We start from the raw sequence: 23,018 nt of genomic DNA, 5'->3' as shown, positions 1-23,018 counted from the left end.
TCGTCCACAAGCCCCTTCGGTCCTGCCCCTGCCGAAGTACGATTGGGGTGCAGCGTGCGCCGAGCGGCGCACGCTCTGCAGTCTCAGCGCACGGCCCCACCCACGCCCACGACGCGCACCCCACGATCCCAGACCCAGGAGCATCCCGCCGAGTGACGACGAGCGAGCACGACGACCGCATCCCGCACGACCCGACGACCCAGCACCGCACCCAGCCCGGCGAGGCGTTCCGCCGCCGCGCACCCCGATCGGAGCCGGGGCTCCGGCTCAGCGACGTGCCCGAGCTCGTGCTCGTGTCGTCGCAGGCGCCCCACGCCCGGTTCACGCGCGACGACCTCGTCATGCGCAAGGGGCAGTGGGCGCTGCAGAACGGGCACGTCACCCCGCGCGAGTCGATGGTCGAAGACCTGCTGGCCGTGGCATCCGCCCTCGACGACGCCGGCATCGACCTGCTGCTCGTGCGCCGCGACGACGACCGCCCCGTGATCGCCGTCGACCGTGCGCAGCGCAAGGCGGTCACCGCCGCCCTCGCCGCCGCCTTCGCGAACGAGCCGTTCTACGCCGCCACCCTCGTGCCCGAGAAGGCGGCGGATGCCGCGCACGTGCTCGTCGCCGACGGCACCCTGTCGGCGCACCGCAAGCCCGAGGCGGTCTCGATCTACCGCCCGCGCGTCGAACCCGTCGGGCGCCTGCGCTACGGGGCCGAGTCCGCCGTGCAGCTGGAGTTCTGGAGCTTCGGCGACGACGTCATCCAGGCCCCCCTCGAGAACGCGCTCATGCGGCGCACCCTGCCCCGCGCCGAGGCGATCGACGACATCGTGCACCTGCACGGCCGCGACTGGCCGACGCTCGAGCACATGTGGGCGCCGCTCGCGAGCGACATCGACTTCGAGATCGACATGGTCTTCTCGTGGGTCGACGGCTCGAGCGACGAGTTCATCCGCGAGCGGGCCAAGCGAATGCAGAGCTACGTCGTGGGCGAGGGCGACGACTCCGAGGCCCGGTACCGCCAGATCGACGAGCTCAAGTACGCGCTGCGCTCGGTGTACATGTTCGCGCCCTGGGTGCGTCGCATCTTCATCGCGACCGACTCGCCCGCGCCCAAGTGGCTCGCGAAGCACCCCAAGGTCAGCATCGTGCCGAGCGAGGCGATGTTCGCCGACCCGTCGGTGCTGCCGACGCACAACTCGCACGCGGTCGAGAGCCAGCTGCACCACATCGACGGGCTCGCCGAGCACTTCCTCTACTCGAACGACGACATGTTCTTCGGCCGGCCACTCAGCCCGTCGCTGTTCTTCTCCCCCGGCGGCATCACCAAGTTCGTCGAGGCGTCCACGCGCATCGGGCTGGGCGACACGCATCCGGGCCGCTCGGGCTTCGAGAACGCCGCGCGCGTGAACCGCGCCCTGCTGCGCGAGCGGTACGGCAAGGTCACCACTCGCCACCTCGAGCACTGCGCAGCCCCGCTCCGCAAGAGCGTGCTGGCCGACCTCGAGGCGACCTTCCCCGAGGAGTTCGCGCGCACGGCGGCGAGCCGCTTCCGCTCGGCCACCGACATCTCGGTCACGAACTCGCTGTACCACTACTACGCGCTGCTCACCGGCAGGGCGGTCGTGCAGACCGACGCGACGGTGAAGTACGTCGAGACCACACTCAAGCGTGCGCTGCCCGCGATGCAGCGGCTCCTCAAGCGGCGCGACGTCGACATGTTCTGCCTCAACGACGGCAGCTTCCCCGAGATCTCGGTGGAGCAGCGCACCGCGGCGGTCATCGACTTCCTCGAGCGCTACTTCCCCTTCCCTGCTCCGTGGGAGAAGTCCGAGGCGGATGCCGCGGGTCACGGTCAGGTGGCGGGCGCGGCGAGTGCCGACGCGGCATCCGACCTCACGGCCTGATCAGTCGTGCGATTCCTCGTCGGGCGGCTCCGCCACGGGCAGGAGCGCGATCGGCGTGCCCGGCGAAACGTAGAGCCGGGCAGGACCCACGCTCCCCTCGCCCGCGTTGACGAGCAGCCAGCCGCCGCCCGCGCCGAGGTACTCGTCGATCTCGCGCTGCACGTCGTCGATGTCCCGGGCGCCGATGCTGTACCAGTCGCCCCCGTAGCCCACGTCGATGCGCTTCACGAGAGGTGCTCCTCGGCGCCGTCCTCGCCCGGTCCCGGCTCGGGCACGATGTGCAGGCCCGCGGCCGAGTTCGCGGTGATCGTGAGCGCCTCCACCCACGCGCGATTGATCGTGGGGGGTCGGCTCCCGTAGAACTTGTAGACCATCGTCGCGCGCGGGTGGATCCAGATCGTGGTGCGCCCGTCGCCGATGCTCGGATCGTCGCGCCAGGAGAAGTGGAACGACTCGCCGCGGCGCAGCTTCGCCCCGATCACCAGTTGCAGGTGGGCGAGCAGCCGATCCTCGAAGTCGACCTTCACGGTCGAGTCGTACGAGAACTTGCCCATCTCGGCTCCCCTCGTCGGCGATGGGGCCGGATGGTCTCGGCCGCATTCCATCGCGTCGATGCCGTCGTCCGACCAGTCTTGCGGCATCGACCGGCGTGCGCGTGGGGTGGAGGTCTCGGCGGCGGGCGTCTACAATTCCGGTCCGGGCGGGGCGCCGCTCCGATCCCGGCGCCGCGACGGCTGCCGCATCGGCATGGCATTGTCACGTCGGCGAGCGCCGCGTGCAAGCCCCTGTGCCCGGGCGCCGATCCACGGCAGCATTCCAAGCATGCGACGCCTCTATTACGCCGGTGGCGACATCCTCGTCGAGGATGCCGTCTGCAAGGCGCTGCTCCGGTTCGCCCGCGCCCTCGCCGAGAACAGCACGTCCGACGTCGTGTCGGTGCCGGTGCGCTCGGAGGCCGGTGCCACGACGAACGCCCACCTGCTGCTCGGCCCGGCGAGCCAGCTGTTCTCCGTGCCGGTCGCCGAGGCGGCCGAGTTGCCGCCCGACACCGAGCTCGTCCGCGACCTCGAGGATCGCACGGCCCGGCTCCGGCCGAGCACGCCCGCCTGGCCCGACGAGATGACGGATGTCACCGACCTCGACCTCGACGCGCAGTGGTGACCGTCGCGCCGCCGATCGAGGAGCGAGCACAGCCGGATCACCCGCCGATCGAGTAGCGAGCGCAGCGAGCGTATCGAGATCCCGCTTCAGATCTCGATACGCGCTCCGCGCTACTCGATCGGCGGTTCGCGCAACCCGCCGATCGAGTGCGAGCGCAGCGAGCGTATCGAGATTCCGCTGGTCAGCCCGCGAGCACCGTGATGGGCATCGTCATCGGCGGCTCCGGCGCGACCGTCGGCGTCGCGGCATCAGCGATGCTGATGCCGTCGGCCGTGAGCCGTCGCCGGGTCTCGTCGGCGTCGATCCAGTCGAGCGACGGGAACGCGCCGAGCGGCACGACGGAGTGCAGCACCGTCGACGGGTAGACGTGCACGAGGTTGAACGCCCGCGCTCCGTCGCGGCCGCGCGTGCCGCCGACGGGCACGTTGAGGTCCTGCGTGTAGCAGCTCGCCGACGCGACCGACACGGGGATGCCGGCGAAGGTGGCGGTCGACGAGTAGTGCAGGTGCCCCGCGATGATCGAGCGGATGTCGGTGCCCTCGACGACCTCGGCGAGCGACGACTGGTCGCGCAGCTCCACCGCCGCGGCGAGGTCGAGCACGCTCGGCACCGGCGGGTGGTGCAGGGCGAGGATCGACCCGTGCGGCGCCGGGATCGCGAGTTCTTCGGCCAGCCAGTCGAGCTGCTCTCCGGCGATCGCGCCGTGGTGGTGCCCCGGTACCGTGGTGTCGAGGGTGATGACGCGCAGGCCGTTCACGTCGTCGACGCGGTCGACGGGCCGGTACCCGCCGAAGGTGTCGCCGAGCAGTCCGCGCCGGAACGCGTCGCGGTCGTCGTGGTTGCCCATGACCCAGATGACCTGGGCGCCGAGGCGCTCGGCGGCCGGGTCGACGATCGCCCGGATGTGCGCGTACGCGTCGGACTCGCCCTTGTCGGCCAGGTCGCCCGTGAAGACGATGGCCTCGGGCCGGCCGCCGGACGCCTCGAACTCGTCGAACAACTGGCGCAGGTGCTGGTCGGCGGCCACGCGGTCGTACAACTTGCCGCCGCCCGCGAGGAGGTGCGTGTCGCTGATGTGAAGCAGGAAGTGATCCGGCCGAGGATACTCGGCCGTCCGGGTGTTCACGGTGACTCCGTCTCGTCGCGTTCGCCCAACGGGTGGTGGGCACCGACATTAGCGCACCACGCTGACCCGAACGCCGGATGAATGCGGAGTGTGACGAAGCTGAACGTCGGCGGATGTCGCGGCGCGACGCCGGATCCCGGAGCCCGTGTCACCCGTTTCGGCGCGGCGGTCCGCCGCCCGCACCGGTCAGCCCTTGGGCTTGTCGGGACGGTTGGTCGCGCCGGGGGCGGTGTCGCGCCGCGCCTCCTCGGTGGGAGTGGGCGTCGGATCGGGCGAGGTCGGCGAGGCCGTCTCGGTGGGGACGAGGGGATCGGCCGGCACGGCCGTCGGGGTCGGAGTGGGGGTCGGAGTCGGCTTGGGCGTGCGCAGCCCCGTCACGGGCGAGGTCGTCGGCACGGGAGCCTCCTGCGGCACGGCCTCGCCCTCGGTTCCCCACTGCCCCGCCTCGTCGACCGACGTCGGCGCAGCCTGCTGGATGAGGGCGACCGCGCCACCGAGTGCAAGCGCCGAGACGAGCGATGCGCCGCCGATGAACACGGCGATCCGGTTGCGCGAGATCCACGGCATGACCGGCCCGGCGCGGAACCTCTCGATGCGCGGGGCGAGGGCCGCGGCCACGGCGGCCACGAGCGCGGCGAACGCCGCAGTGGCCTTCGCGAGGACTGCGGCGGCTCGGGACGAGAGCCCGGTGAGGCTCGCGCCGATCGGCGACGGCGGTGCCGCATGACGGCCGCGCGGTCGCGTCGTCGGCTCGAGCTGCTCGTCGTCGCGTTCCACCGAGCCCTCCCTCCGGACGCCGCACTCCACCGTGGCCCCTGAACGAGGGTCCCTGATCGAGGATAGGCGGACTCGGCGTTCGCCGCATTTCGCGCGTCATGGCTTGTCCCCCACGCGCGGGCATGCTAAACCAGCGGCGCAACTCCGTCGTTCGCTCGGGTATCCGGAGCGGATCGTCGCGATCGGCGCTCGGGACCTCCGACAGGTGCCGTCTCGCAGTCGGTTGTGCGACACTCTGCACATGACGGCCGAGATCGATGATGCCGAGATCCGCAGGCAGGTCGCCGAGAACCTGCAGTCGAAGTTCCCCCACGCGTCGACCGACGAGATCGACCTGATCGTGGGCGAGGAGTTCGCGACGCTGGCCTCCAGCCCCGTGCGCGACTACATCGGGGTGCTCACCGAGCGGGCCGCGAAGCGGCGATTGCGCGACGCGGCCGCGTCGGCCTGACCGGTCTCCGCGCTCGCGCGCTCCCTGCGAGCATGCCCGTCGGCAGCCCGGCGGTCCACCCGGCTCACGGTCGGTGGCTCCGCGTAGCCTGCGAACATGACCCGGGCGAGGCACGAGGGCGCGGCGACGGATGCGGCGCGCTGCACCGCCGTCGATGCATCCGGCGCGGGCTGCGCCTGCCCCGCCCAGCCCGGCGCCCCGCTCCGGCTGTGCACGACCCACCTGCTCGTGGCGCACGACTGGGTCGCCGCCGACGTCGGCATCACCGACGTGCTGCCCGGCGCGTGCCTCGTCTGCGGCTCGCGCCTTGGGGTGCGCTACCCCTCGGGCTGGCTGTGCGCCGTCTGCGAATGGCGGCTCGGCGACGTGCCCGACTTCGAGCTCGCGCCGCCCCGGGTCGACGTCGTGTACTACGTGCGATACCGCGACCGGGTGAAGATCGGCACCTCCGGCAACCCGCGCATGCGGCTCACGGCGATCCCGCACGATGAGGTGCTCGCGTTCGAGCGAGGCGGGCGACCGCTCGAGCAGCGTCGTCATGCCCAGTTCGCCGACGCACGCATGGAGGCGACGGAGTGGTTCCACCTACAGGACGCGCTCCTCGCGCACATCCGCGAGGTGGCCGCCGGGGTCGACGACCCGTGGCACCGCTACGACCGGTGGGTCAGCGCCGAGCTCGCGCGCCACGCCTGACCGGGCCGGCACCGTGGACCCGCACCGGTCCGCGGGTGTACGATCGGCTCCCTCCGGGCGCGCGGCACACGTCGCGCGACTCCATGATCCAGGGTTCGGAACAAGAGGCGCTGGCGATGACCACGACCACCCAGGAGTTCAACGCGCACTCGACGTGGATCATCGTGTCCACGGTGGCCGTCACCGCAGCCGTCGGATTCGTCTGCAGCCAGGTCTCGATGCCGGAGTACCTCACGGCGGCGGTGAGCGGCGGGGCCGCGCTCATCCCCGGCTCCATCGCGTACTCCCGCTGGAAGGCTGCGAGGGGAGCCACCGCCGATCTCCGCGCGCTCGGCCGGGGTCGACTCGAACGACCGGTCGCGATCGTCATCACGTTGACCGCAGTCGTCCTCCTCCTCGTGGAGTCGGTCATCGGGTTCCTGTTCGGAACGGCCGTCGACCTCGCGGTCGGCATGATCGGGGCAACCCCGGAGGAGGCGTGGCTCGCGGCTGCCGTCGTGACGCTCTTCCTCGCCGCGCCCGCGTTCGTCGCCTCGTCGTTCTTCATCGCGCGTCGCGCCGCGCACTACGTCTGGCCGACTCCGTTCCGATGGCTCGCCCTCGCCGTGGCCGGGTACCTCGTCATGCGGATCGTGGTGAGCTTCGCGTACATCTACGGAACGGGCGTGGCAGCGCAGTTCGACCTCGTGGCGTCCATGCTGGGCCTCATCGCGGTCGCCCTGCTCGTGCTGCTGACGACGTGGCTCGGATGCCTCGCCGCCCGCCGTTCGCATTCGCGGTTCGTGGCGGGGCGGCTGTTCCAGAAGCTGCCCCCGGATGAGCAGGCGACGGTGCTGTCACTGCTCGGCGATGTGGTCGACCCCCGGCCGGCGATCGCCTCGGACGACGTCCGAGGGGAGCCGACCGGGGAGGACCGCACGCACTGAGGGCGGCCGCGTTCAGCTCAGCCCTTGTGGCGCGGCTTGCGGTACGGCCGGTCGTCGTCGCGCGCAGGACGGCGGTCGTCGTCGCGGGGCGGCCGGCGGTCGTCATCGCGGCGCCGCTTGGGGCCACCGGTGTCGCGGCGCAGCTCGATGAGCCGGCCCGAGATGCGCGTGCCGGCGAGCTTGTCGAACACCTCGTCGGGCAGGTCGGCGGGCAGCTCGATGAGCGAGAACTCCGGCCGGATCTGGATCGCGCCGAAGTCGTCGCGCTGCAGTCCGCCCTCGTTCGCGAGCGCGCCGACGATCTGGCGGGGCTCGACGCGGTGGCGCTTGCCCACGGCGATGCGGTACGACGCCATCGGCTGCGTCCCGGGACGCGGACGGCGCTCGGGGCGCTCCCCGCGCTCGCGTCGGTCGCCGCGCTCGCGTCCGTCGCGCTCCTCGCGCTCGCGGTCGCGACGCGGACGCTCGGGCTCCGGCTCGAGCAGCAGCGGCGACTCGCCCTGCGCCACGACGGCGAGGGCGGCGGCGACATCCGCCTCGGGCACGTCGTTGTGACGCACGTAGTGGGCGATGATGTCGCGGAATCCGTCGATGCGCTCCGTCTGCGAGAGCGCCTCGGTGATGCGGTCGTCGAAGCGCGCGAGGCGGGTGACGTTCACGTCCTCCACGGTGGGCAGGTGCATCTGCGTGAGCGGCTGGCGGGTGGCCTTCTCGATCTGGCCGAGCAGGTACCGCTCGCGCGGCGTGACGAAGCTGATCGCGTCGCCCGAGCGTCCGGCGCGGCCCGTGCGGCCGATGCGGTGCACGTAGGACTCGGTGTCGGTGGGGATGTCGAAGTTCACCACGTGGCTGATGCGGTCGACGTCGAGGCCGCGCGCCGCGACATCCGTGGCCACCAGGATGTCGAGCTTGCCCGACTTGAGCTGGTTGACCGTGCGCTCGCGCTGCACCTGGGCGATGTCGCCGTTGATGGCGGCGGCGGAGTAGCCACGGGCCCGGAGCTTCTCGGCGAGCTCCTCGGTGACGTTCTTCGTGCGGACGAAGATGATCATGCCCTCGAAGTTCTCGACCTCGAGGATGCGGGTGAGCGCATCCACCTTCTGCTGGAACGACACCATGAGGTAGCGCTGGGTCGTGTTGACTGAGGTCGTCGTCTTGTTCTTGACGGTGATCTCTTCGGGGTCGCGCAGGTACTGCTTCGAGATGCGGCGGATCGTCGAGGGCATCGTCGCCGAGAAGAGCGCGACCTGCTTGTCTTCGGGGGTGTCGGCCAGGATCGTCTCGACGTCCTCGGCGAAGCCCATCTTGAGCATCTCGTCGGCCTCGTCGAGCACGAGGTACTTGAGCTCCGAGAGGTCGAGCGTGCCCTTGTCGAGGTGGTCCATGATGCGGCCCGGCGTGCCGACCACGATGTGCACGCCGCGGCGCAGCGCCGAGAGCTGCACGCCGTAGCCCTGGCCGCCGTAGACGGGCAGGATGTGCACGCCGCGCAGGTGCGCCGCATAGCGCTCGAACGCCTCGCACACCTGCAGGGCGAGCTCGCGGGTCGGCGCGAGCACGAGGGCCTGCGGGGTCTTCTGCGACACGTCGAGGCGCGCGAGGATGGGCAGCGCGAACGCGGCCGTCTTGCCGGTGCCCGTCTGCGCGAGGCCCACGACGTCGCGGCCCGCGAGCAGCGGCGGGATGGTGGCGGCCTGGATGGCCGAGGGGGTCTCATAGCCCACGTCGTCGAGCGCCTTGAGCACCGCGCCGTCGAGTCCGAGGTCGGAGAAGGTCGTCTGGGCGGGCTCCTCGGGAACCGCTGCCTCGACCTGGGTTTCGTCGGAAGTCACGCTTCAGGGTAGTCCGTGCGGCTGGGAGGAGCCCGGCGCGCCGCCCGCGGGCGCGGGAGGATGCCGCATCCGCTCGCCGATCGCAAGGGGTCGCGAGTGGCGTGGCGATCCGGCATCGTTGCCGGTTCGCGATCGCAAGGAGGAACACATGCTGACACTCACCGACATCGCAAGCACGGTCGTCAAGGAGATCGTCTCGCGCAGCGACGCCCCCGAGGGCGCCGGACTGCGGATCGAGGCCGAGAACACCGATGCGACGCAGTTCAACGTCGCGATCGCACCGATGCCCGAAGAGCACGACGCCGTCATCGAGCAGGGCGGCGCCCGCGTCTACCTGGGCGAGGCGGCCGCGAAGTCGCTCGACGACAAGACCCTCGACGCCCGCGTGGACGAGGACGGGCGCGTCACCTTCGACGTGCTGCCGCAGCACCTCTGACGGGAGCACACCGTCGCGTGCCCTCCGATGGGGAACACGGAGGGCACGCGACCGGGGGATCCGCCGACCGAGGAGCGCGGAGCGCGGATCGAGATCCCGGGTCGAGCGGGTCTCGATACGGCCTTCGGCCCACTCGACCGGCGGTGTCGTCGATCGAGTAGCGCGGAGCGCGGATCGAGATCCCGGGTCGAGCGGGTCTCGATACGGCCTTCGGCCCACTCGACCGGCGGTGTCGTCGATCGAGTAGCGCGGAGCGCGTATCGAGATCCCGGGTCGAGCGGGTCTCGATACGGCCTTCGGCCCACTCGACCGGCGGTGTCGTCGATCGAGTAGCGCGGAGCGCGTATCGAGATCCCGGGTCGAGCGGGTCTCGATACGGCCTTCGGCCTACTCGACCGGCGGAGGCCCTCAGTACGCGGCGTACTCGTGATCGCGGCGGCTCGACCGCGCCGGCAGCCGCAGGTCGACCTTCCCGAGCCGCTGCCACGTGTCGACGACGGTGTCGGGGTTGAGCGAGATCGACGAGATTCCCTGCGCCATCAGCCACTCCGCGAAGTCGGGGTGGTCGCTCGGCCCTTGGCCGCAGATGCCGACGTACTTGCCGCGGCGCACGCACGCCTCGATCGCCATGCTGAGCAGCTTGAGCACCGCGGGATCCCGCTCGTCGAACGCGCCGGCCATGACCGCAGAGTCGCGGTCCACCCCGAGGGTGAGCTGCGTGAGGTCGTTCGATCCGATCGAGAACCCGTCGAAGTGGTCGAGGAACTCGTCGGCGAGCAGGGCGTTGCTCGGCACCTCGCACATCATCACGACGTGCAGCTCGTTCTCGCCGCGCACGAGGCCGTTCTCGGCGAGCGCGTCGATGACCCCGCTCGCCTCGCCCACGGTGCGCACGAAGGGGATCATGATCTTGACGTTCGTGAGGCCCATCCCGTCGCGCACGAACTTGAGCGCCTCGCACTCGAGGTCGAAGCACTCCCGGAACTCCTCGGACACGTAGCGCGAGGCGCCGCGGAAGCCGATCATCGGGTTCTCCTCGGTCGGCTCGTAGCGTTCGCCGCCGATGAGGTTGGCGTACTCGTTGGACTTGAAGTCCGACATCCGCACGATCACGGGGTTCGGCCAGAACGCTGCGGCGAGCGTGGAGACGCCCTCGACGATGCGCTGCACGAAGAACTCGCGCGAGTTCGCGTAGGGCGCGATGCGCTCGCGGATCACCTTGGCCACCGCCGGGTCCTGGTCGTCGAGCTCGAGCAGCGCCTTGGGGTGGATGCCGATCTGCCGGTTGATGATGAACTCGAGCCGCGCGAGCCCGACACCGTCGTTGGGCGTCGCCGCGAAGGTGAACGCCTGGTCGGGAGTGCCGACGTTCATCATCACGGAGGTCGGCACCTCGGGCATCTCGCCCTGCTCGCTGAGCTCGACCGAGTAGTCGAGGATCCCCTCGTAGACGTAGCCGGTCTCGCCCTCCCCGCACGAGACGGTGACCTGCTGGCCGTCGACGAGCGTCGTCGTGCCGTCGCCCGTGCCGACGACGGCGGGAACGCCGAGTTCGCGGGCGATGATCGCGGCGTGGCACGTGCGTCCGCCGCGGTTCGTCACGATCGCCGACGCCCGCTTCATGATGGGCTCCCAGTCGGGATCCGTCATGTCGGCCACGAGCACGTCGCCCGGCTCGAACTCGTGCATGTCCTCGATCGACTCGAGCACCCGCACCGTGCCGGCGCCGATCTTGTGGCCGATCGCGCGGCCTTCGACGACCACGTGGCCGCGCGCGGGCAGCGTGAACCGCTCGGTCGTCCCGTTGCGACGGGTGATCACCGTCTCGGGCCGGGCCTGCACGATGTAGAGCAGTCCGTCGAGGCCGTCCTTCGCCCACTCGATGTCCATGGGGCGCCCGTAGTGCCGCTCGATGGCCACCGCGTGGCGGGCGAGCTCCGCGATCTCGGCATCCGTGAGGCTGAACCGCCGGGCGTCGCGCGGCGCGACGGGAACGAACTCGACCGTGCGACCGACATCCGTCGAACTCGTGTAGATCATCTTCGTGGCCTTCTCGCCGGCCGTGCGCTTGAGGATCGCGGGGCGGCCCGCCGCGAGCGCGGGCTTGTACACGACGAACTCGTCGGGGTTCACCGCGCCCTGCACCACGCCCTCGCCGAGCCCGTACGCCGAGGTGATGAGCACGGCGTCGGAGAAGCCCGACTCGGTGTCGAGGGTGAACATCACACCGGATGCCGCGAGGTCGCTGCGCACCATCCGCTGCACGCCGACCGACAGCGCCACGTCGAGGTGCGCGTAGCCGTGGTGCACGCGGTACGAGATCGCGCGGTCGTTGTAGAGCGAGGCGAACACCTCGTGCACGGCGTGCAGCACCTGGTCGATGCCGCGGATGTTGAGGAAGGTCTCCTGCTGTCCGGCGAAGGACGCGTCGGGCAGGTCCTCGGCGGTCGCGCTCGAGCGGATGGCCCACGAGACGGGCTCCGCCGCGTCCTCGCCCACGGTCAGGGTCGCGTAGGCGGAGCGGATCTCGGCCTCGAGGTCGGCGGGCAGCGGGGTGCCGATGATGTCGGCGCGGATGGCGCGGCCGGCCCGTGCGAGCGCGAGCGTGTCGGTGTCGTCGAGGCTGAGGAGGGTCGCGGCGATGCGGTCCTCGAGCCCCGTGGTGGCGAGGAACGAGCGGAACGCGCCGGCCGTGGTCGCGAACCCCTCGGGCACGCGCACCCCCGCCGCGCCGAGGTTGTGGATGAGTTCGCCGAGCGAGGCGTTCTTGCCGCCCACGCGAGCGACGTCGTCGAGGCGCAGGTCCTTGAGCCAGAGGATGTTCTCGGTGGAGGTCATGGTGGTGGTCTCCCGTTCACGAAGCGGTGGCTGCCGACGAGTGCCGGTACTTCGATGGTGAGGGAGGCTCGGGAGCGGACTCCTCCGAATCGAGGTTCAAGAAACGCTGATCTTAACGAATTCTGCGCAATCGACGAGATCTTCGATGCATGCCCATCACAAACACACTGATTGTTTCGTCGGTGTTTCGGGGCGCGCGGCGCGTCAGGTCCAAGCTCGAGCGCTGCGGGCCGCCCAGTAGGCGACCGGGTCCTCGGCGAGGGCGGCGAGGGCCGCGGCATCCGTCGACGGGGCCCGCGAAGCGAGGTTGGAGTCGAGTTGGGCGGGCGTGACCGCACCCGAGAGCACGACGTCGCACCACGGCCGCGCACGGGCCGCGCCGAACGCGACGGCGTCGAGCGACTGCCCGTCGGCGGCGGCGAGCGCCGCGGCATCCGCCTCGTCACCCGCCGGGGTGAGTCGCCCGTTCGCCACCGCCTCCTTGACGACGACGAACCAGCCGGCGTCGTGGGCGCGCGCGAGCGCCGGCCCGGCCGAGGGCTCGAGGAGGTTCCAGGTCGCCTGCACGGCGCTGAACGGCGAGTCGAGCAGCTCGCGTGCCGCGTCGAGCGCGACGGCTTGGTTCGGCCCGCTCGTCGAGACGCCCACCCTGACGCCGGATGCCGCGAGCTCGCGCAGCCGGTCGAGCAGGGCCGCATCGGCGAGCGCCGGGCTGTCGGGCGTGAGCGAGTGCACGAGGTAGAGGTCGGGCGGGCCGCCGAGCGCCGCGAGCGTCTCGGGCCACTGCCGCTCGAACATGCCGAGACTGTGCTCCTTGCGCTCGTGCACCTCGGCGTCCATGCGCCAGTCGCCCACGTAGGCGTAGCCCCACTTCGACTCGATCGTGAGATGCGCGCGGCGGTCGGGGTGCGCAGCGAGCCACGACCCGAGGAACTCCTCGGCCCGTCCGTACGACCGCGCCGCATCGATGAAGCGGATGCCGCGGGCCCACGCCGCGTCGAGCATGGCGTGCGCGCGGTCCCGCATCGTGGCCACGTCGCGGTCGCCGCCGAGGTCGCCGGCACGTCCGACGGTGATGTACGCGGGCCGGCCGAGGGCGGCCAGGCCGAGGCCGAGCGGGGCGAGGTCGGGGCGGGCGTCCACGAGGTGCGAGCCTACCCGCGCTCCCCCTCCGTGCGCCCGTCAGGGTCGCGTGGCGGAGGCCGTCGCCCTCGGCTCACCCGCAGGAGCGGCGGCGTACGATCGCCCGGTGACCTTCGCCGCCGTGCTGCTCTTCGCCAACGCCGTCTTCAACGCCGTCGCCTGGCCGCGCTTCTACCCCCGCATCGCCGCCGACCCGCGGGCCCGCGACGCCGAGGGCCGCCGCACCCGCTTCTACACGGTGCACGTGGTGCTCATCTCGATCGCGCTCGCGCTCGCGGCGGCCTCGGCCATCGCCGGAGTCGTCATCCTGCTCTGAGCGCGGGCGCGCTGATCCGGGCGCCGATCGACCGGCGGGTGCAGGATCGACGTGTGACCGAACCAACTCCACCCGAACGGCCCGTCGTGCACGTGGTGCTCACGCGGTGGAAGCCCGATGCGCCCGCCGATGCGCTGGAGTCCATGCGGGCGCGCACCCGGCGGTTCCCGGTCACCGTGCCGGGCGTGCTCGGGGTCGTCGAGGGGCCCAGCTCGAGTCCCGAGGGCCTCGAGGCGGGGTACACGTGGGCGCTCGTCGTGACGTTCCGGGATGCCCGCGCTCGCGACGCGTACCTGACGCATCCGGCGCACCTCCCCGTCGCCGAGGTCATCGGCGAGTTCGCCGAACGGCTCGTGGTCTTCGACCTCGACGGCTGACACGCCACACGCCACGTCCGGGTCGCGGGCACCGCGCCCGGGTCAGCCCCTCGGGTCGACGTGCAGCTTGGGGCCCCGGCCGGCGCCCTCGGGCCGTTCGCCGGCGAGGATCGCCCCGACGCCGTCGAGCCCCACCGTCGCCGCGACGAGCGGGCGCGGGTCGACGGCGCCGGACGCGTAGAGCTCGATCGTGCCCGCGAGGCCAGGCGAGGCGCTGAGGATGCCGACCGCGGTGACGTCCTTGAGCGCGAGGGTGCGGGTGTCGATGCGGCTCGGGCTGCCCGCGAGCCCGACGTAGACGACGCGCCTCGCCGGCTCGACGAGGTCGAGCGCCGTCGCGGGCAGGTTCGGCGCGTTCGAGGCGTCGATGACGGCGTCCCACGGCAACTCGGGCAGGTCGGCCTCGGTCCAGACACCGTCGAATCCGAGCGTGCGGGCGAACTCGACCGAGCGTGGCGAGCGGCCCATCAGGTGCACCTCGGCGCCGAACGATCGGGCGATCATGCCCACGAGCAGTCCGATCGTGCCGGGGCCCAGGACGAGGGCGCGATCGCCGCGCGAGAGCTGCGCCGCCCTGGCCGCCCGCAGCGCGTTGCCGCCGGGCTCCACGAGGGCGCCGAGCGTGTCGTCGACCGAGTCGGGCAGGGCGTGCAGCGCGGTCACGGGCATCGCCAGCTGCTCGGCGAGGGCACCCGGGAATCCGCCGCGGATGCCGACCTCGGTGCGGAACTCGCAGACGTGCTGGTCTCCTCGCAGGCAGCGCCGGCACGCCCCGCAGCCGAGCATGGTGTCGCCCGTGACGCGGCGACCGATCCAGGCGGGGTCCACGCCGTCGCCCACGGCCGCGACGGTGCCCATCCATTCGTGGCCGAGCCGCATCGGGAACCGCGCGTGGCCCTCGTGCAGGTACTGCATCTCGCCGGTGTAGAACTCCACGTCGGTGCCGCAGACCCCCACGCGAGCGACGTCGATGACGACGGAGCCGGGGGCGGCGACGGGCGCGGCGACCTCCTGCACCTCGACCTCGCGTGGCCCGGTCAGCACGAAGGCGCGCATGGCCGCTATTCCGACCACGCGGTGGTGGGCGCTCCGGTCACGCCCACGTCGGCGAGGAACAGCCGACCGGCATCCGGATGCCGCAGCATCCCGTCCTCGTCGAGATCGCGCGACGCGGTGGTGATGAGCAGCCGGTCGAGCCCGTCGCCGACGAACGCGACGCTCGAGACGTGCGGCGCGGGAACGCGCACCGTATCGCTCGGCTCGCCCGCGGGCGTGAACGAGCGGACCTCGCCCTCGCCCCAGATCGCGACCCAGAGGAAGCCACGCGAGTCGACGCAGATGCCGTCGGGGAATCCCTGCTCGATGTGCAGGTGCCGCCGCCGGGGCCCGGTCGCACCGGACTCGGGGTCGTAGTCGCGCACCCAGATGACGCCCGGCACGGTGTCGGTGGAGTACAGGAGCCGGCCGTCGGGCGACCACGCGAGGCCGTTCGACAGGGTCAGGTCGGAGTCGAGCACCGTGAGCGAGCCGTCGTGCTCGAGGCGGTAGAGGAACTCCTGCCCGGTGCGGTCGTCGAGCGCGAGGGTGCCGACGAGGAATCGCCCGGCCGGATCGCATCCCCCGTCGTTCGAGCGGCTCGCCACGCCGGGCGCGACGAGGATGGGCCCGTCGCGGCGCACGCCGTCGGGCCCGACGATGACGAGGCGATCGTGCGCGGCGACGAGCAGGCTCCCCCGGTCACCCGGCACGGCGGCGCCGACGCGTCCGTCGAAGTCGAGCTGCCGCGTTTGCTCGACGATCCCGTCGACGATCCGGCCGATGTGCACGGAGCCCCGCTCGACGTCGATCCAGAGCACCTCGGATGTCTCCGGCATCCACACCGGCCCCTCTGCGAGCACGTGGCGGGAGCGCGAAGCGGGTCGTGCCGTGAAGATCTTGGCGTCCATATCCTCCCGACGCTATACATTCGCTTCAACGAACGGAAGAGAACCCCGTGACCGAGCAACGCAGCTCCCAGTGGTACGCCGGCGGCGACCGCAACGCCTACATCCACCGGGCGTGGATGCGGCGCGGCCTGCCCGACGACGCCTTCGACGGTCGGCCGCACATCGCGATAGCCAACACCGCCTCCGACCTCACGCCCTGCAACGCCCACCTCGACACGGTGATGGAGAGCGTGAAGGCGGGCGTCTTCGCAGCGGGCGGCATCCCCCTCAACCTGCCCGTCGTCTCGCTCGGCGAAACGCAGGTGCGCCCCACCGCGATGCTCTGGCGCAACATGGCCGCGATGGCGACCGAGGAGATGCTGCGTGCGAACCCCATCGACGGCGTGGTGCTGCTCGGCGGATGCGACAAGACGATTCCGGCGCTGCTCATGGCCGCGGCATCCGTCGACCTGCCCGCCATCGTCGTGCCCGGGGGGCCGATGAAGACGGGCACCTTCCGGGGCGTGCCCCTCGGCTGCGGCACCGACGTGTGGCGGCTCAGCGAGGAGGTGCGAGCGGGCACGTTGAGCGAGGCGGCGTTCCTGCAGAGCGAGTCGTCGATGATCAGCAGCGCCGGGCACTGCAACACGATGGGCACCGCCTCGACGATGGCGCTCGTCGCCGAGGCGCTCGGCACCGTCATCCCGGGTCTCGCGGGCACGCCCGCCGTCGATGCCCGGCTGCTCGAGTACTCGCACGAGACCGGTCGGCTGATCGTCGACCTCGTGGCGCAGCAGCGCCGGCCGAGCACGTTCCTCACGGCGGGCTCGTTCCGCAATGCGATCGTGGCCCTGGCCGCGATCGGCGGCTCGACGAACGCGGTCGTGCACCTGCTCGCGATCGCCGGCCGGCTCGGCATCGACCTGACCCTCGACGACTTCGACGCCATCGGCGCGGGCGTTCCGCTGCTCGTGAACCTGCAGCCCGCGGGCCGCTTCCTCATGGACGACTTCCACCGCGCGGGCGGCCTGCTCTCGGTGCTGCGCGAGGTGCGGGACCTGCTCGATCCGACCGCGCTCACCGTCACGGGCCGGCCGCTCGTGGACCACCTCGACGACGCGCGCATCTGGGACCCCGAGGTGATCACGGCGCGCGAAACCCCCCTGATTCCGGATGCCGGCATCGCGGTGCTGCGGGGCAACCTCGCGCCCGGCGGGGCGATCATCAAGCCCGCCGCGGCATCCCCACACCTGCTGCAGCACCGCGGGCGCGCCGTGGTGTTCGACTCGATCGAGGACCTGCACGCCCGCATCGACGACCCCGACCTCGAGGTCGACGCCGACTCGGTGCTCGTGCTGCGCGGCTGCGGACCGAAGGGGTACCCGGGAATGCCCGAGGTCGCCAACCTTCCGCTGCCGAAGAAACTGCTCGAGCAGGGCGTGCGCGACATGGTGCGCGTCTGCGACGGCCGCATGAGCGGCACCGCGTACGGCACCGTCGTGCTGCACGTCACCCCCGAAGCCGCCGCGGGCGGCGCGCTCGCGCTCGTCGAGGACGGCGACTGGATCGTCCTCGACGTCCCCGGCCGCCGGCTGACCCTCGACCTCGAGCAGGAGGAGCTCAACCGGCGGGCCCCGAACCAGGCCACCCTCGACGGCTTCGCGAAGCCGGAGCGCGGCTGGGAACGCCTCTACGTCGACCACGTGCTGGGCGCCGACACGGGCGCCGACCTGGACTTCCTGCGCGGATCGGGCGGCGACCGGGTGTCGCGGGACTCGCACTAGCGGCGCGTTCGGCTCGGCGCGCCGGCTCTCGTTGCGGGCGGTGCGCCTACCAGGTCGCGACGTAGTCGGAGACGGGCAGCACGGTGCTGCGCACGACCGGGAGGCCCCGTCCGATGGCCTGATCGATGCGCTCGCTCAGCGCCGTCGAGTCGATGCGGTAGTCGACGAAGTCGGTGTCGCTCGCGTACACGCCGATGGGCAGCGTGATGGCCTGGAAGAAGGAGAAGAGGGGGCGGAACTGGTGCTCGATGATGAGCGCGTGGCGGTCGCTGCCGCCCGTGGCCGCGAGCAGCACCGGCTTGTCGATGAGCGCGTACTGGCCCACGAAGTCGAAGACGTGCTTGAAGAGGCCGGTGAACGACGCGCGGTAGACGGGGCTCGCGACGATCAGCAGCGTCGCCGACTCGATCCGGCGCAGCGCCTCCTCCGCCGCGGGGCCGAGCTCGCCGCGGCTGAGCGCACCCGAGAACTCGCGTCCGACCTCCGAGAGCTCGATGAGGTGCGTCTCGACCTCGAGGTCGGCGCTCGCGCCCGAGCGGAGCGCGGTGGCGAACCCGTCGAGGATCGCACGCGCGAGGACGGTGGTCTTCGACGGCGAGTGCAGGCTTCCGGAGACGGCGACGATGGAGATGACTGGCATGGTGCGACGCTAACCCGCACCTCGCGCGGCGCGTATCGCCGCGGACGCGGACGGTAAGAGTGCGACACAGGCCTTCACACTGCGTACCCGGATGACACCGACGCCGCGCTCGACCCCCGTCATGCGTCGCGAAGAAGTCGTTCCGTGACGCGCGCGGAGAAGTACAGGCTGTCGACGGGGATGTGCTCATCGGCCGTGTGGAACTGCGCGAAGACGTCGAATCCGTCGGGCACGCGCAGCGGCACGAAGCCGTAGCCGGCGATGCCGAGACGGGCGAGGTGCTTGTTGTCGGTGCTCGCCGGCAGCAGGTAGGGCACGACGACCGCGCCCGGGTCCTCGGCCTCGGTCGCCAGCTGCAGCACGTCGAGGAGCGGCGAGTCGAGCGGTGCGGCGATCGGCGGGATCCACCGGCCGATCTCGATCTCGACGTCGTCGCCGACGACGCGCCGGAGGTCGTCGCGGAACGTGTCCTCGTGGCCGGGGAGCACGCGCAGGTCGAGGGCGGCGGTCGCCGTCGCCGGGATGACGTTCGTCTTGGAGCCGGCGGCGAGCACGGTCGGCGAGGCGGTGTCGCGAAGCGTCGCGCCGACGATGCCGCCGACGAAGCCGAGGTCGTCGAGCTGGGCCTCGAGCGCGGCATCCGTGAATTCGATGCCCCGCGCTGCGCCGAAGCCCGCGAGGAACGCATCGAGGGCGGGAGTGCGCGTGACCGGGAAGCTGTGGTCGCCGACGGCGGTGACCGCGCGTGCGAGACGCACGACCGCGTTGTCGGTGGTCGGCCGCGACCCGTGCCCGGGGCGTCCGCGCGCGCGCAGCTGCGCCCAGGCGACCCCCTTCTCCGCGATCGCGGCGAGGTAGGCGCGCCGGCCGGGCACGAGCGGCACCGAGAACCCGCCGACCTCGCTGAGCGCCTCGGTCGCGCCGACGAACAGCTCGGGGTGCTGTTCGACGAGCCAGCGGGCGCCCCAGACGCCACCCGCCTCCTCGTCGGCGAAGAAGGCGAAGACGAGGTCGCGACCGGGCACCACCCCCTCGCGTCGGAAGGCCCGTGCGACGGCGAGGACCACGCCGGCGAAGTTCTTCATGTCGACCGCGCCGCGGCCGTACAGGATGCCGTTCTCGATCTCGGCCTCGAAGGGCGGATGCGTCCAGTCCTGGCCCTCGACCGGCACGACGTCGAGGTGCGCGTGCACCACGAGCGCGCCGCGCGTCGGGTCCGCGCCGTGGAGGCGTGCGACGACGCTCCCCCGGCCGGGCGTCGATTCGAGCAGGGTGGTCTCGTACCCGACCTCCTCGAGTGCGGCCTGCACGTAGCGTGCGGCCCGGGTCTCGCCGTCGCCGATCGTCGCCGGGTCGCCGGTGTTCACGCTCTCGATGCGGATGAGGTCGCGGATGAATCGCAGCGCCTCCGCCTCGAGGCGGGAGCCCGGCGGCGGGATGTCGTTCACTGCCATGTCGATCAGTCTCGTCCACGCTGCGCCGGGTCGCGTCGCGTGACGCCAGGTGAACGGATGTTGCGAATGCGACGACGGATGACGGCGCGAACCCGCGCCCGACCTCCCCCGTATGAAGGCATGTTGCGTTTGCGGCACCCCGTGACGACCGGCGTTGCAGGCGCCTCCGGCCGGGCGGAGAGTGGCCGACATGACACGACGAACGACCATCGCGGTGGCGCTGGACGGGGCCGGCTGGCACCCGGCCGCCTGGCGCGATCCCTCGGCACGCCCCGCCGACCTCTTCACGCCCGGTTACTGGAGCGAGCTCGCTCGCATCGCCGAACGCGCGGGCGTCGACTTCCTCACGATCGAGGACGCCCTCGGGCTGCAGTCGTCGGTCTTCGCCGGCTCCGACGAGCGCACCGATCAGGTGCGCGGCCGCCTCGACGCGCTCCTCATCGCGTCGCTCATCGCTCCCGTGACGGACCGCATCGGCCTCGTGCCCACCGTCACGACCACGCACACCGAGCCCTTCCACGTGGCGACCGGCCTGCAGACGCTCGATTTCGCGAGCCGCGGCCGCGCGGGCTGGCGCGTGCAGGTCTCGGGGGCGCCGCACGAGGCCCGCCACTTCGGCCGCCGCACCTTCCCGCCGTTCGACCTCGACGCCGCCCGGCGCGAGGACTCCGCGTTCGTGCGCGAGCTGTTCGACGAGGCCCGCGACGCCGTCGAGGTCGTGCGACGCCTCTGGGACAGCTGGGAGGACGACGCGATCATCCGGGATGCCGCGACCGCCCGCTTCGTCGACCGCGAGAAGCTGCACCACATCGACTTCGAGGGCGAGCACTTCTCCGTGAAGGGGCCGTCGATCACGCCCCGATCGCCGCAGGGGCAGCTGCTCGTCACCGCGCTCGCACACCAGGCGATTCCCTACGAGCTCGCGGCCACGAGCGCCGACCTCGTCTTCGTCACGCCGCACGACGACGCGCAGGCGAGCTCGATCCTCCAGGAGGTGCGCGACGCCGAGTCCCGCGTCGGTCGTCGGGGCCGACCCCTGTCGGTGCTCGCCGACCTCGTCGTGGTGCTCGAGTCGACGCCGGCGCTCGCGACCGCCGCGCTCGAGCGGCTCGACGCGTGGAACGGCGCGCCCGCGGCATCCGACGCCCTGATCGTCGCCGGAACGCCCGAGCAGTTGGTCGAGCGCATCGCCGCGTTGACGGCGCTCGGCTACGACGGCGTGCGGCTGCGGCCGGCGCGACTCACGCGCGACCTCGAGCAGCTCGCCGAGTGGGTGCTGCCCGCATTCGAGCGAGCGGATGCCGCCGGCACGACCCTGCGGGAGCGGCTCGGCTTCGAGCGACCCGCCAGCCGCTACGCCGCCGAGGAGGTCGCAGCATGAGCACGACACGCCGCCAGGTGCACCTGGCCGCCCACTTCCCCGGCGTCAACAACACCACGATCTGGAGCGACCCGCTGCACCGGAGCCAGATCGACTTCGGCGCCTTCGAGCACTTCGCGCGCACGGCGGAGCGGGGACGGTTCGACTACCTGTTCCTCGCCGAGGGCCTGCGCCTGCGCGAGCACAAGGGACTCATCCACGACCTCGACGTCGTGGGCCGCCCGAACACGCTCGCGGTGCTCACGGCGCTCGCGGCCGTGACGCAGCACATCGGCCTCGTGGGCACGCTGAGCTCGACGTTCAACGAGCCGTACGAGCTGGCCCGCCAACTCGCCACGCTCGACCACCTCTCGAACGGACGCGCCGGCTGGAACGTCGTCACGAGCTCGGACGCGTTCCATGGCGCGAACTTCCGCCGGGGCGGCTATCTCGACCACGCCGACCGGTACACGCGGGCGGCCGAGTTCGTGAGCCTCGCCAAGGAGCTCTGGGGCAGCTGGGCCGCCGACGCCGTGGTGGCCGACCGCTCGTCGGGCCGGTTCCTCGCCGACGACGCCATCGCCACGTTCGCGCACCGCGGCGCGCAGTTCGACGTGGCGGGGCGCTTCAACGTGCCGCGCAGCCCGCAGGGCTCCCCCGTGATCGTGCAGGCCGGCGACTCGGGCGACGGGCGCGACTTCGCCGCCCGGCACGCGGAGGTGATCTTCTCGCGGCACAGCGTGTTCGAGGAGGCGCAGCAGTTCTACCGGGACGTGAAGGGCCGGCTCGCGGGCCGCGGCCGGAGCGAGGACTCCCTGAAGATCCTGCCTGCGGTGACCTTCGCGCTCGGCGACACCGAGGCCGAGGCGGCCGAGCGGGCCCGCGAGGACTCGCTCGCCCAGGTCGGGCCGAAGACGGCCATCACGGTGCTCGAGCAGGTGTGGGGCGTCGACCTCTCCGACCGCGATGCCGACGGTCCGCTGCCCGAGTTCGATCCCGACCCCGAGGCGTCGATCACCAAGGGGTGGGCGCCGCGCTACCCGAACGCCGTGCAGATCGCGCAGGCGTGGCGGGCGCAGGCGGAGGCCGAGGGCCTCAGCATCCGCGAGCTCGTCATCAGGGTCGCCGGGCGCCAGTCGTTCGTCGGCACGCCGGGACAGGTCGCCGCCGAGATCGACCGCTACGTGCAGGAGCGCGCGAGCGACGGCTTCGTCATCGTGGGCACGACCTCGCCGCACGGGCTCGACGAGTTCGTCGACCGGGTGATCCCCGAGCTGCAGGAGCGCGGGGTGTTCCGCACCGAGTACGAGGAGGGCGCGACCCTGCGCCGCACGCTCGGACTGCCGGAACCCACCGAGGTCGTGGCGGAGGTGCGTCGTGTCGGCTGAGCTCGTGTCCACGGAGTCGGCGCAGCCGGCCGGCGGCGGCACGCCGACCGCCCCTGCCGTCCGCGCCGCCCGACGGGTGCCGCTCGCGGTGCTCGACCTCGTGCCCATCGCCGCGGGCTCGACCGCAGGCGAGGCGCTGCGAAACTCGATCGACCTCGCGCGCCGCGCCGAGGAGCTCGGGTACGCCAGGTACTGGCTCGCCGAGCACCACCTCAATCCCGGGGTCGCGGGCTCGGCCCCGCACACGTTCGTCGGCATCCTCGCGGCGTCGACCGAACGGATCCGCGTCGGCACCGCCGCGACGATCCTCGGCAACTACGGGCCGCTCCAGGTCGCCGAGGCGCTCGGCACCGTGGCCGCGCTGTATCCCGACCGGGTCGACCTCGGGCTCGGTCGCTCGGGCTTCCCCCCGCCGCCCGCGGCGGGCGAAGCGCCTGCCGCACGCACCGCCACGCCCGACGCGCCGACGCCGGCCGACGCCGACGCCGGCGCCCCG

23 protein-coding genes are annotated in these 23,018 nt (G+C 72.0%); 12 read left to right on the top strand and 11 right to left on the bottom strand.

The features are described from left to right. Window positions 1–275: 275 nt before the first annotated feature. On the top strand, window positions 276–1,895 hold the full coding sequence (locus EDM22_RS11120) for a stealth family protein (protein ID WP_245989334.1): 1,620 nt from the start codon (window positions 276–278) through the stop codon (window positions 1,893–1,895). Here the strand turns inward: EDM22_RS11120 and EDM22_RS11115 are convergent, their stop codons facing one another. Both EDM22_RS11115 and EDM22_RS11110 read right to left on the bottom strand, forming a co-directional pair. Beyond that, window positions 1,896–2,123, bottom strand: coding sequence for a hypothetical protein (locus EDM22_RS11115; protein ID WP_122937120.1), 228 nt, complete (start codon window positions 2,121–2,123; stop codon window positions 1,896–1,898). It abuts the gene before it with no gap. After that, entirely contained in the window at window positions 2,120–2,449 is a 330-nt protein-coding gene (locus tag EDM22_RS11110) for a DUF7882 family protein (RefSeq protein ID WP_122937119.1), read from the bottom strand. The genes EDM22_RS11115 and EDM22_RS11110 overlap by 4 nt, the downstream gene beginning before the upstream one ends. Window positions 2,450–2,717: 268 nt before the next feature. On the opposite strand from EDM22_RS11110, the gene EDM22_RS11105 reads away from it, so the two are divergent. Further along, complete coding sequence (locus EDM22_RS11105; RefSeq protein ID WP_122937118.1) at window positions 2,718–3,056, top strand: hypothetical protein; 339 nt, start codon at window positions 2,718–2,720, stop codon at window positions 3,054–3,056. Window positions 3,057–3,237: 181 nt separating this feature from the next. On the opposite strand, the gene EDM22_RS11100 is transcribed toward EDM22_RS11105, so the two are convergent. Together EDM22_RS11100 and EDM22_RS19850 are read right to left on the bottom strand one after the other, a co-directional pair. Continuing rightward, window positions 3,238–4,182, bottom strand: a complete 945-nt coding sequence (locus tag EDM22_RS11100; protein WP_122937117.1) for a phosphodiesterase — start codon at window positions 4,180–4,182, stop codon at window positions 3,238–3,240. Window positions 4,183–4,368: 186 nt separating this feature from the next. Beyond that, entirely contained in the window at window positions 4,369–4,959 is a 591-nt protein-coding gene (locus EDM22_RS19850; protein ID WP_122937116.1) for a hypothetical protein, read from the bottom strand. A gap of 241 nt (window positions 4,960–5,200) precedes the next feature. Here EDM22_RS19850 and EDM22_RS11090 point away from each other — a divergent pair, with 241 nt between their 5' ends. From EDM22_RS11090 to EDM22_RS11080, 3 genes are all read left to right on the top strand, one after another. Then, on the top strand, window positions 5,201–5,410 hold the full coding sequence (locus EDM22_RS11090; protein WP_122937115.1) for a three-helix bundle dimerization domain-containing protein: 210 nt from the start codon (window positions 5,201–5,203) through the stop codon (window positions 5,408–5,410). A gap of 96 nt (window positions 5,411–5,506) precedes the next feature. Continuing rightward, window positions 5,507–6,103, top strand: coding sequence for a GIY-YIG nuclease family protein (locus EDM22_RS11085; protein ID WP_245989330.1), 597 nt, complete (start codon window positions 5,507–5,509; stop codon window positions 6,101–6,103). 116 nt (window positions 6,104–6,219) lie between these two features. After that, window positions 6,220–7,029: a hypothetical protein gene (locus EDM22_RS11080; protein ID WP_122937114.1), complete on the top strand. Its 810-nt coding sequence runs from the start codon at window positions 6,220–6,222 to the stop codon at window positions 7,027–7,029. A gap of 17 nt (window positions 7,030–7,046) precedes the next feature. Here the strand turns inward: EDM22_RS11080 and EDM22_RS11075 are convergent, their stop codons facing one another. After that, the gene (locus EDM22_RS11075) at window positions 7,047–8,861 is read right to left on the bottom strand and encodes a DEAD/DEAH box helicase (protein ID WP_122937113.1); all 1,815 of its coding nucleotides are present in this window, start codon (window positions 8,859–8,861) and stop codon (window positions 7,047–7,049) included. 148 nt (window positions 8,862–9,009) lie between these two features. Here EDM22_RS11075 and EDM22_RS11070 point away from each other — a divergent pair, with 148 nt between their 5' ends. Further along, window positions 9,010–9,297: a Fe-S cluster assembly protein HesB gene (locus tag EDM22_RS11070; RefSeq protein ID WP_122937112.1), complete on the top strand. Its 288-nt coding sequence runs from the start codon at window positions 9,010–9,012 to the stop codon at window positions 9,295–9,297. A 408-nt stretch (window positions 9,298–9,705) separates the two neighbouring features. Here EDM22_RS11070 and ppsA read toward each other — a convergent pair whose 3' ends face one another. Together ppsA and EDM22_RS11060 are read right to left on the bottom strand one after the other, a co-directional pair. Further along, the gene (gene ppsA / locus EDM22_RS11065; RefSeq protein WP_122937111.1) at window positions 9,706–12,135 is read right to left on the bottom strand and encodes a phosphoenolpyruvate synthase; all 2,430 of its coding nucleotides are present in this window, start codon (window positions 12,133–12,135) and stop codon (window positions 9,706–9,708) included. A gap of 204 nt (window positions 12,136–12,339) precedes the next feature. Continuing rightward, on the bottom strand, window positions 12,340–13,278 hold the full coding sequence (locus tag EDM22_RS11060; protein ID WP_122937110.1) for an aldo/keto reductase: 939 nt from the start codon (window positions 13,276–13,278) through the stop codon (window positions 12,340–12,342). 106 nt (window positions 13,279–13,384) lie between these two features. Between EDM22_RS11060 and EDM22_RS11055 the strand changes: the two genes are divergently transcribed. Both EDM22_RS11055 and EDM22_RS11050 read left to right on the top strand, forming a co-directional pair. After that, window positions 13,385–13,594 (top strand): SCO4848 family membrane protein, encoded by a 210-nt coding sequence (locus tag EDM22_RS11055; protein ID WP_122937109.1) that lies wholly within the window; start codon window positions 13,385–13,387, stop codon window positions 13,592–13,594. Between the two features lie 53 nt (window positions 13,595–13,647). Beyond that, complete coding sequence (locus EDM22_RS11050) at window positions 13,648–13,971, top strand: Dabb family protein (RefSeq protein WP_170964096.1); 324 nt, start codon at window positions 13,648–13,650, stop codon at window positions 13,969–13,971. Window positions 13,972–14,013: 42 nt separating this feature from the next. On the opposite strand, the gene EDM22_RS11045 is transcribed toward EDM22_RS11050, so the two are convergent. Together EDM22_RS11045 and EDM22_RS11040 are read right to left on the bottom strand one after the other, a co-directional pair. Next, a complete protein-coding gene (locus EDM22_RS11045; RefSeq protein WP_170964095.1) occupies window positions 14,014–15,027 on the bottom strand; it encodes a zinc-dependent alcohol dehydrogenase in 1,014 nt (337 codons plus the stop codon). Window positions 15,028–15,032: 5 nt separating this feature from the next. Beyond that, window positions 15,033–15,917 carry an SMP-30/gluconolactonase/LRE family protein gene (locus EDM22_RS11040; protein WP_122937108.1) on the bottom strand — a complete coding sequence of 295 codons (885 nt, stop codon included), beginning with the start codon at window positions 15,915–15,917 and terminating at the stop codon, window positions 15,033–15,035. Window positions 15,918–15,964: 47 nt separating this feature from the next. On the opposite strand from EDM22_RS11040, the gene EDM22_RS11035 reads away from it, so the two are divergent. Then, window positions 15,965–17,680, top strand: a complete 1,716-nt coding sequence (locus EDM22_RS11035) for an IlvD/Edd family dehydratase (protein ID WP_122937107.1) — start codon at window positions 15,965–15,967, stop codon at window positions 17,678–17,680. A gap of 46 nt (window positions 17,681–17,726) precedes the next feature. Here EDM22_RS11035 and msuE read toward each other — a convergent pair whose 3' ends face one another. Together msuE and EDM22_RS11025 are read right to left on the bottom strand one after the other, a co-directional pair. Continuing rightward, entirely contained in the window at window positions 17,727–18,320 is a 594-nt protein-coding gene (msuE, locus tag EDM22_RS11030; protein WP_122937106.1) for an FMN reductase, read from the bottom strand. Between the two features lie 119 nt (window positions 18,321–18,439). Then, window positions 18,440–19,774 carry a M20/M25/M40 family metallo-hydrolase gene (locus EDM22_RS11025; RefSeq protein ID WP_122937105.1) on the bottom strand — a complete coding sequence of 445 codons (1,335 nt, stop codon included), beginning with the start codon at window positions 19,772–19,774 and terminating at the stop codon, window positions 18,440–18,442. 190 nt (window positions 19,775–19,964) lie between these two features. Between EDM22_RS11025 and EDM22_RS11020 the strand changes: the two genes are divergently transcribed. The 3 genes from EDM22_RS11020 to EDM22_RS11010 all read left to right on the top strand — a co-directional run. After that, window positions 19,965–21,155 (top strand): LLM class flavin-dependent oxidoreductase, encoded by a 1,191-nt coding sequence (locus tag EDM22_RS11020; RefSeq protein WP_122937141.1) that lies wholly within the window; start codon window positions 19,965–19,967, stop codon window positions 21,153–21,155. Then, window positions 21,152–22,522: an NtaA/DmoA family FMN-dependent monooxygenase gene (locus tag EDM22_RS11015; protein WP_122937104.1), complete on the top strand. Its 1,371-nt coding sequence runs from the start codon at window positions 21,152–21,154 to the stop codon at window positions 22,520–22,522. The genes EDM22_RS11020 and EDM22_RS11015 overlap by 4 nt, the downstream gene beginning before the upstream one ends. Next, window positions 22,512–23,018, top strand: a 507-nt coding sequence (locus EDM22_RS11010; protein WP_245989329.1) for an LLM class flavin-dependent oxidoreductase, incomplete at its 3' end; no start/stop codon positions are given. The genes EDM22_RS11015 and EDM22_RS11010, both read left to right, overlap by 11 nt.

It is taken from the genome of Agromyces tardus (genome assembly GCF_003710805.1).
Taxonomy (GTDB): Bacteria; Actinomycetota; Actinomycetes; order Actinomycetales; family Microbacteriaceae; genus Agromyces; species Agromyces tardus.
The sequence above is the reverse complement of the archived record's forward strand: the minus strand, read 5'-3'. Positions and strand labels throughout refer to the sequence as shown.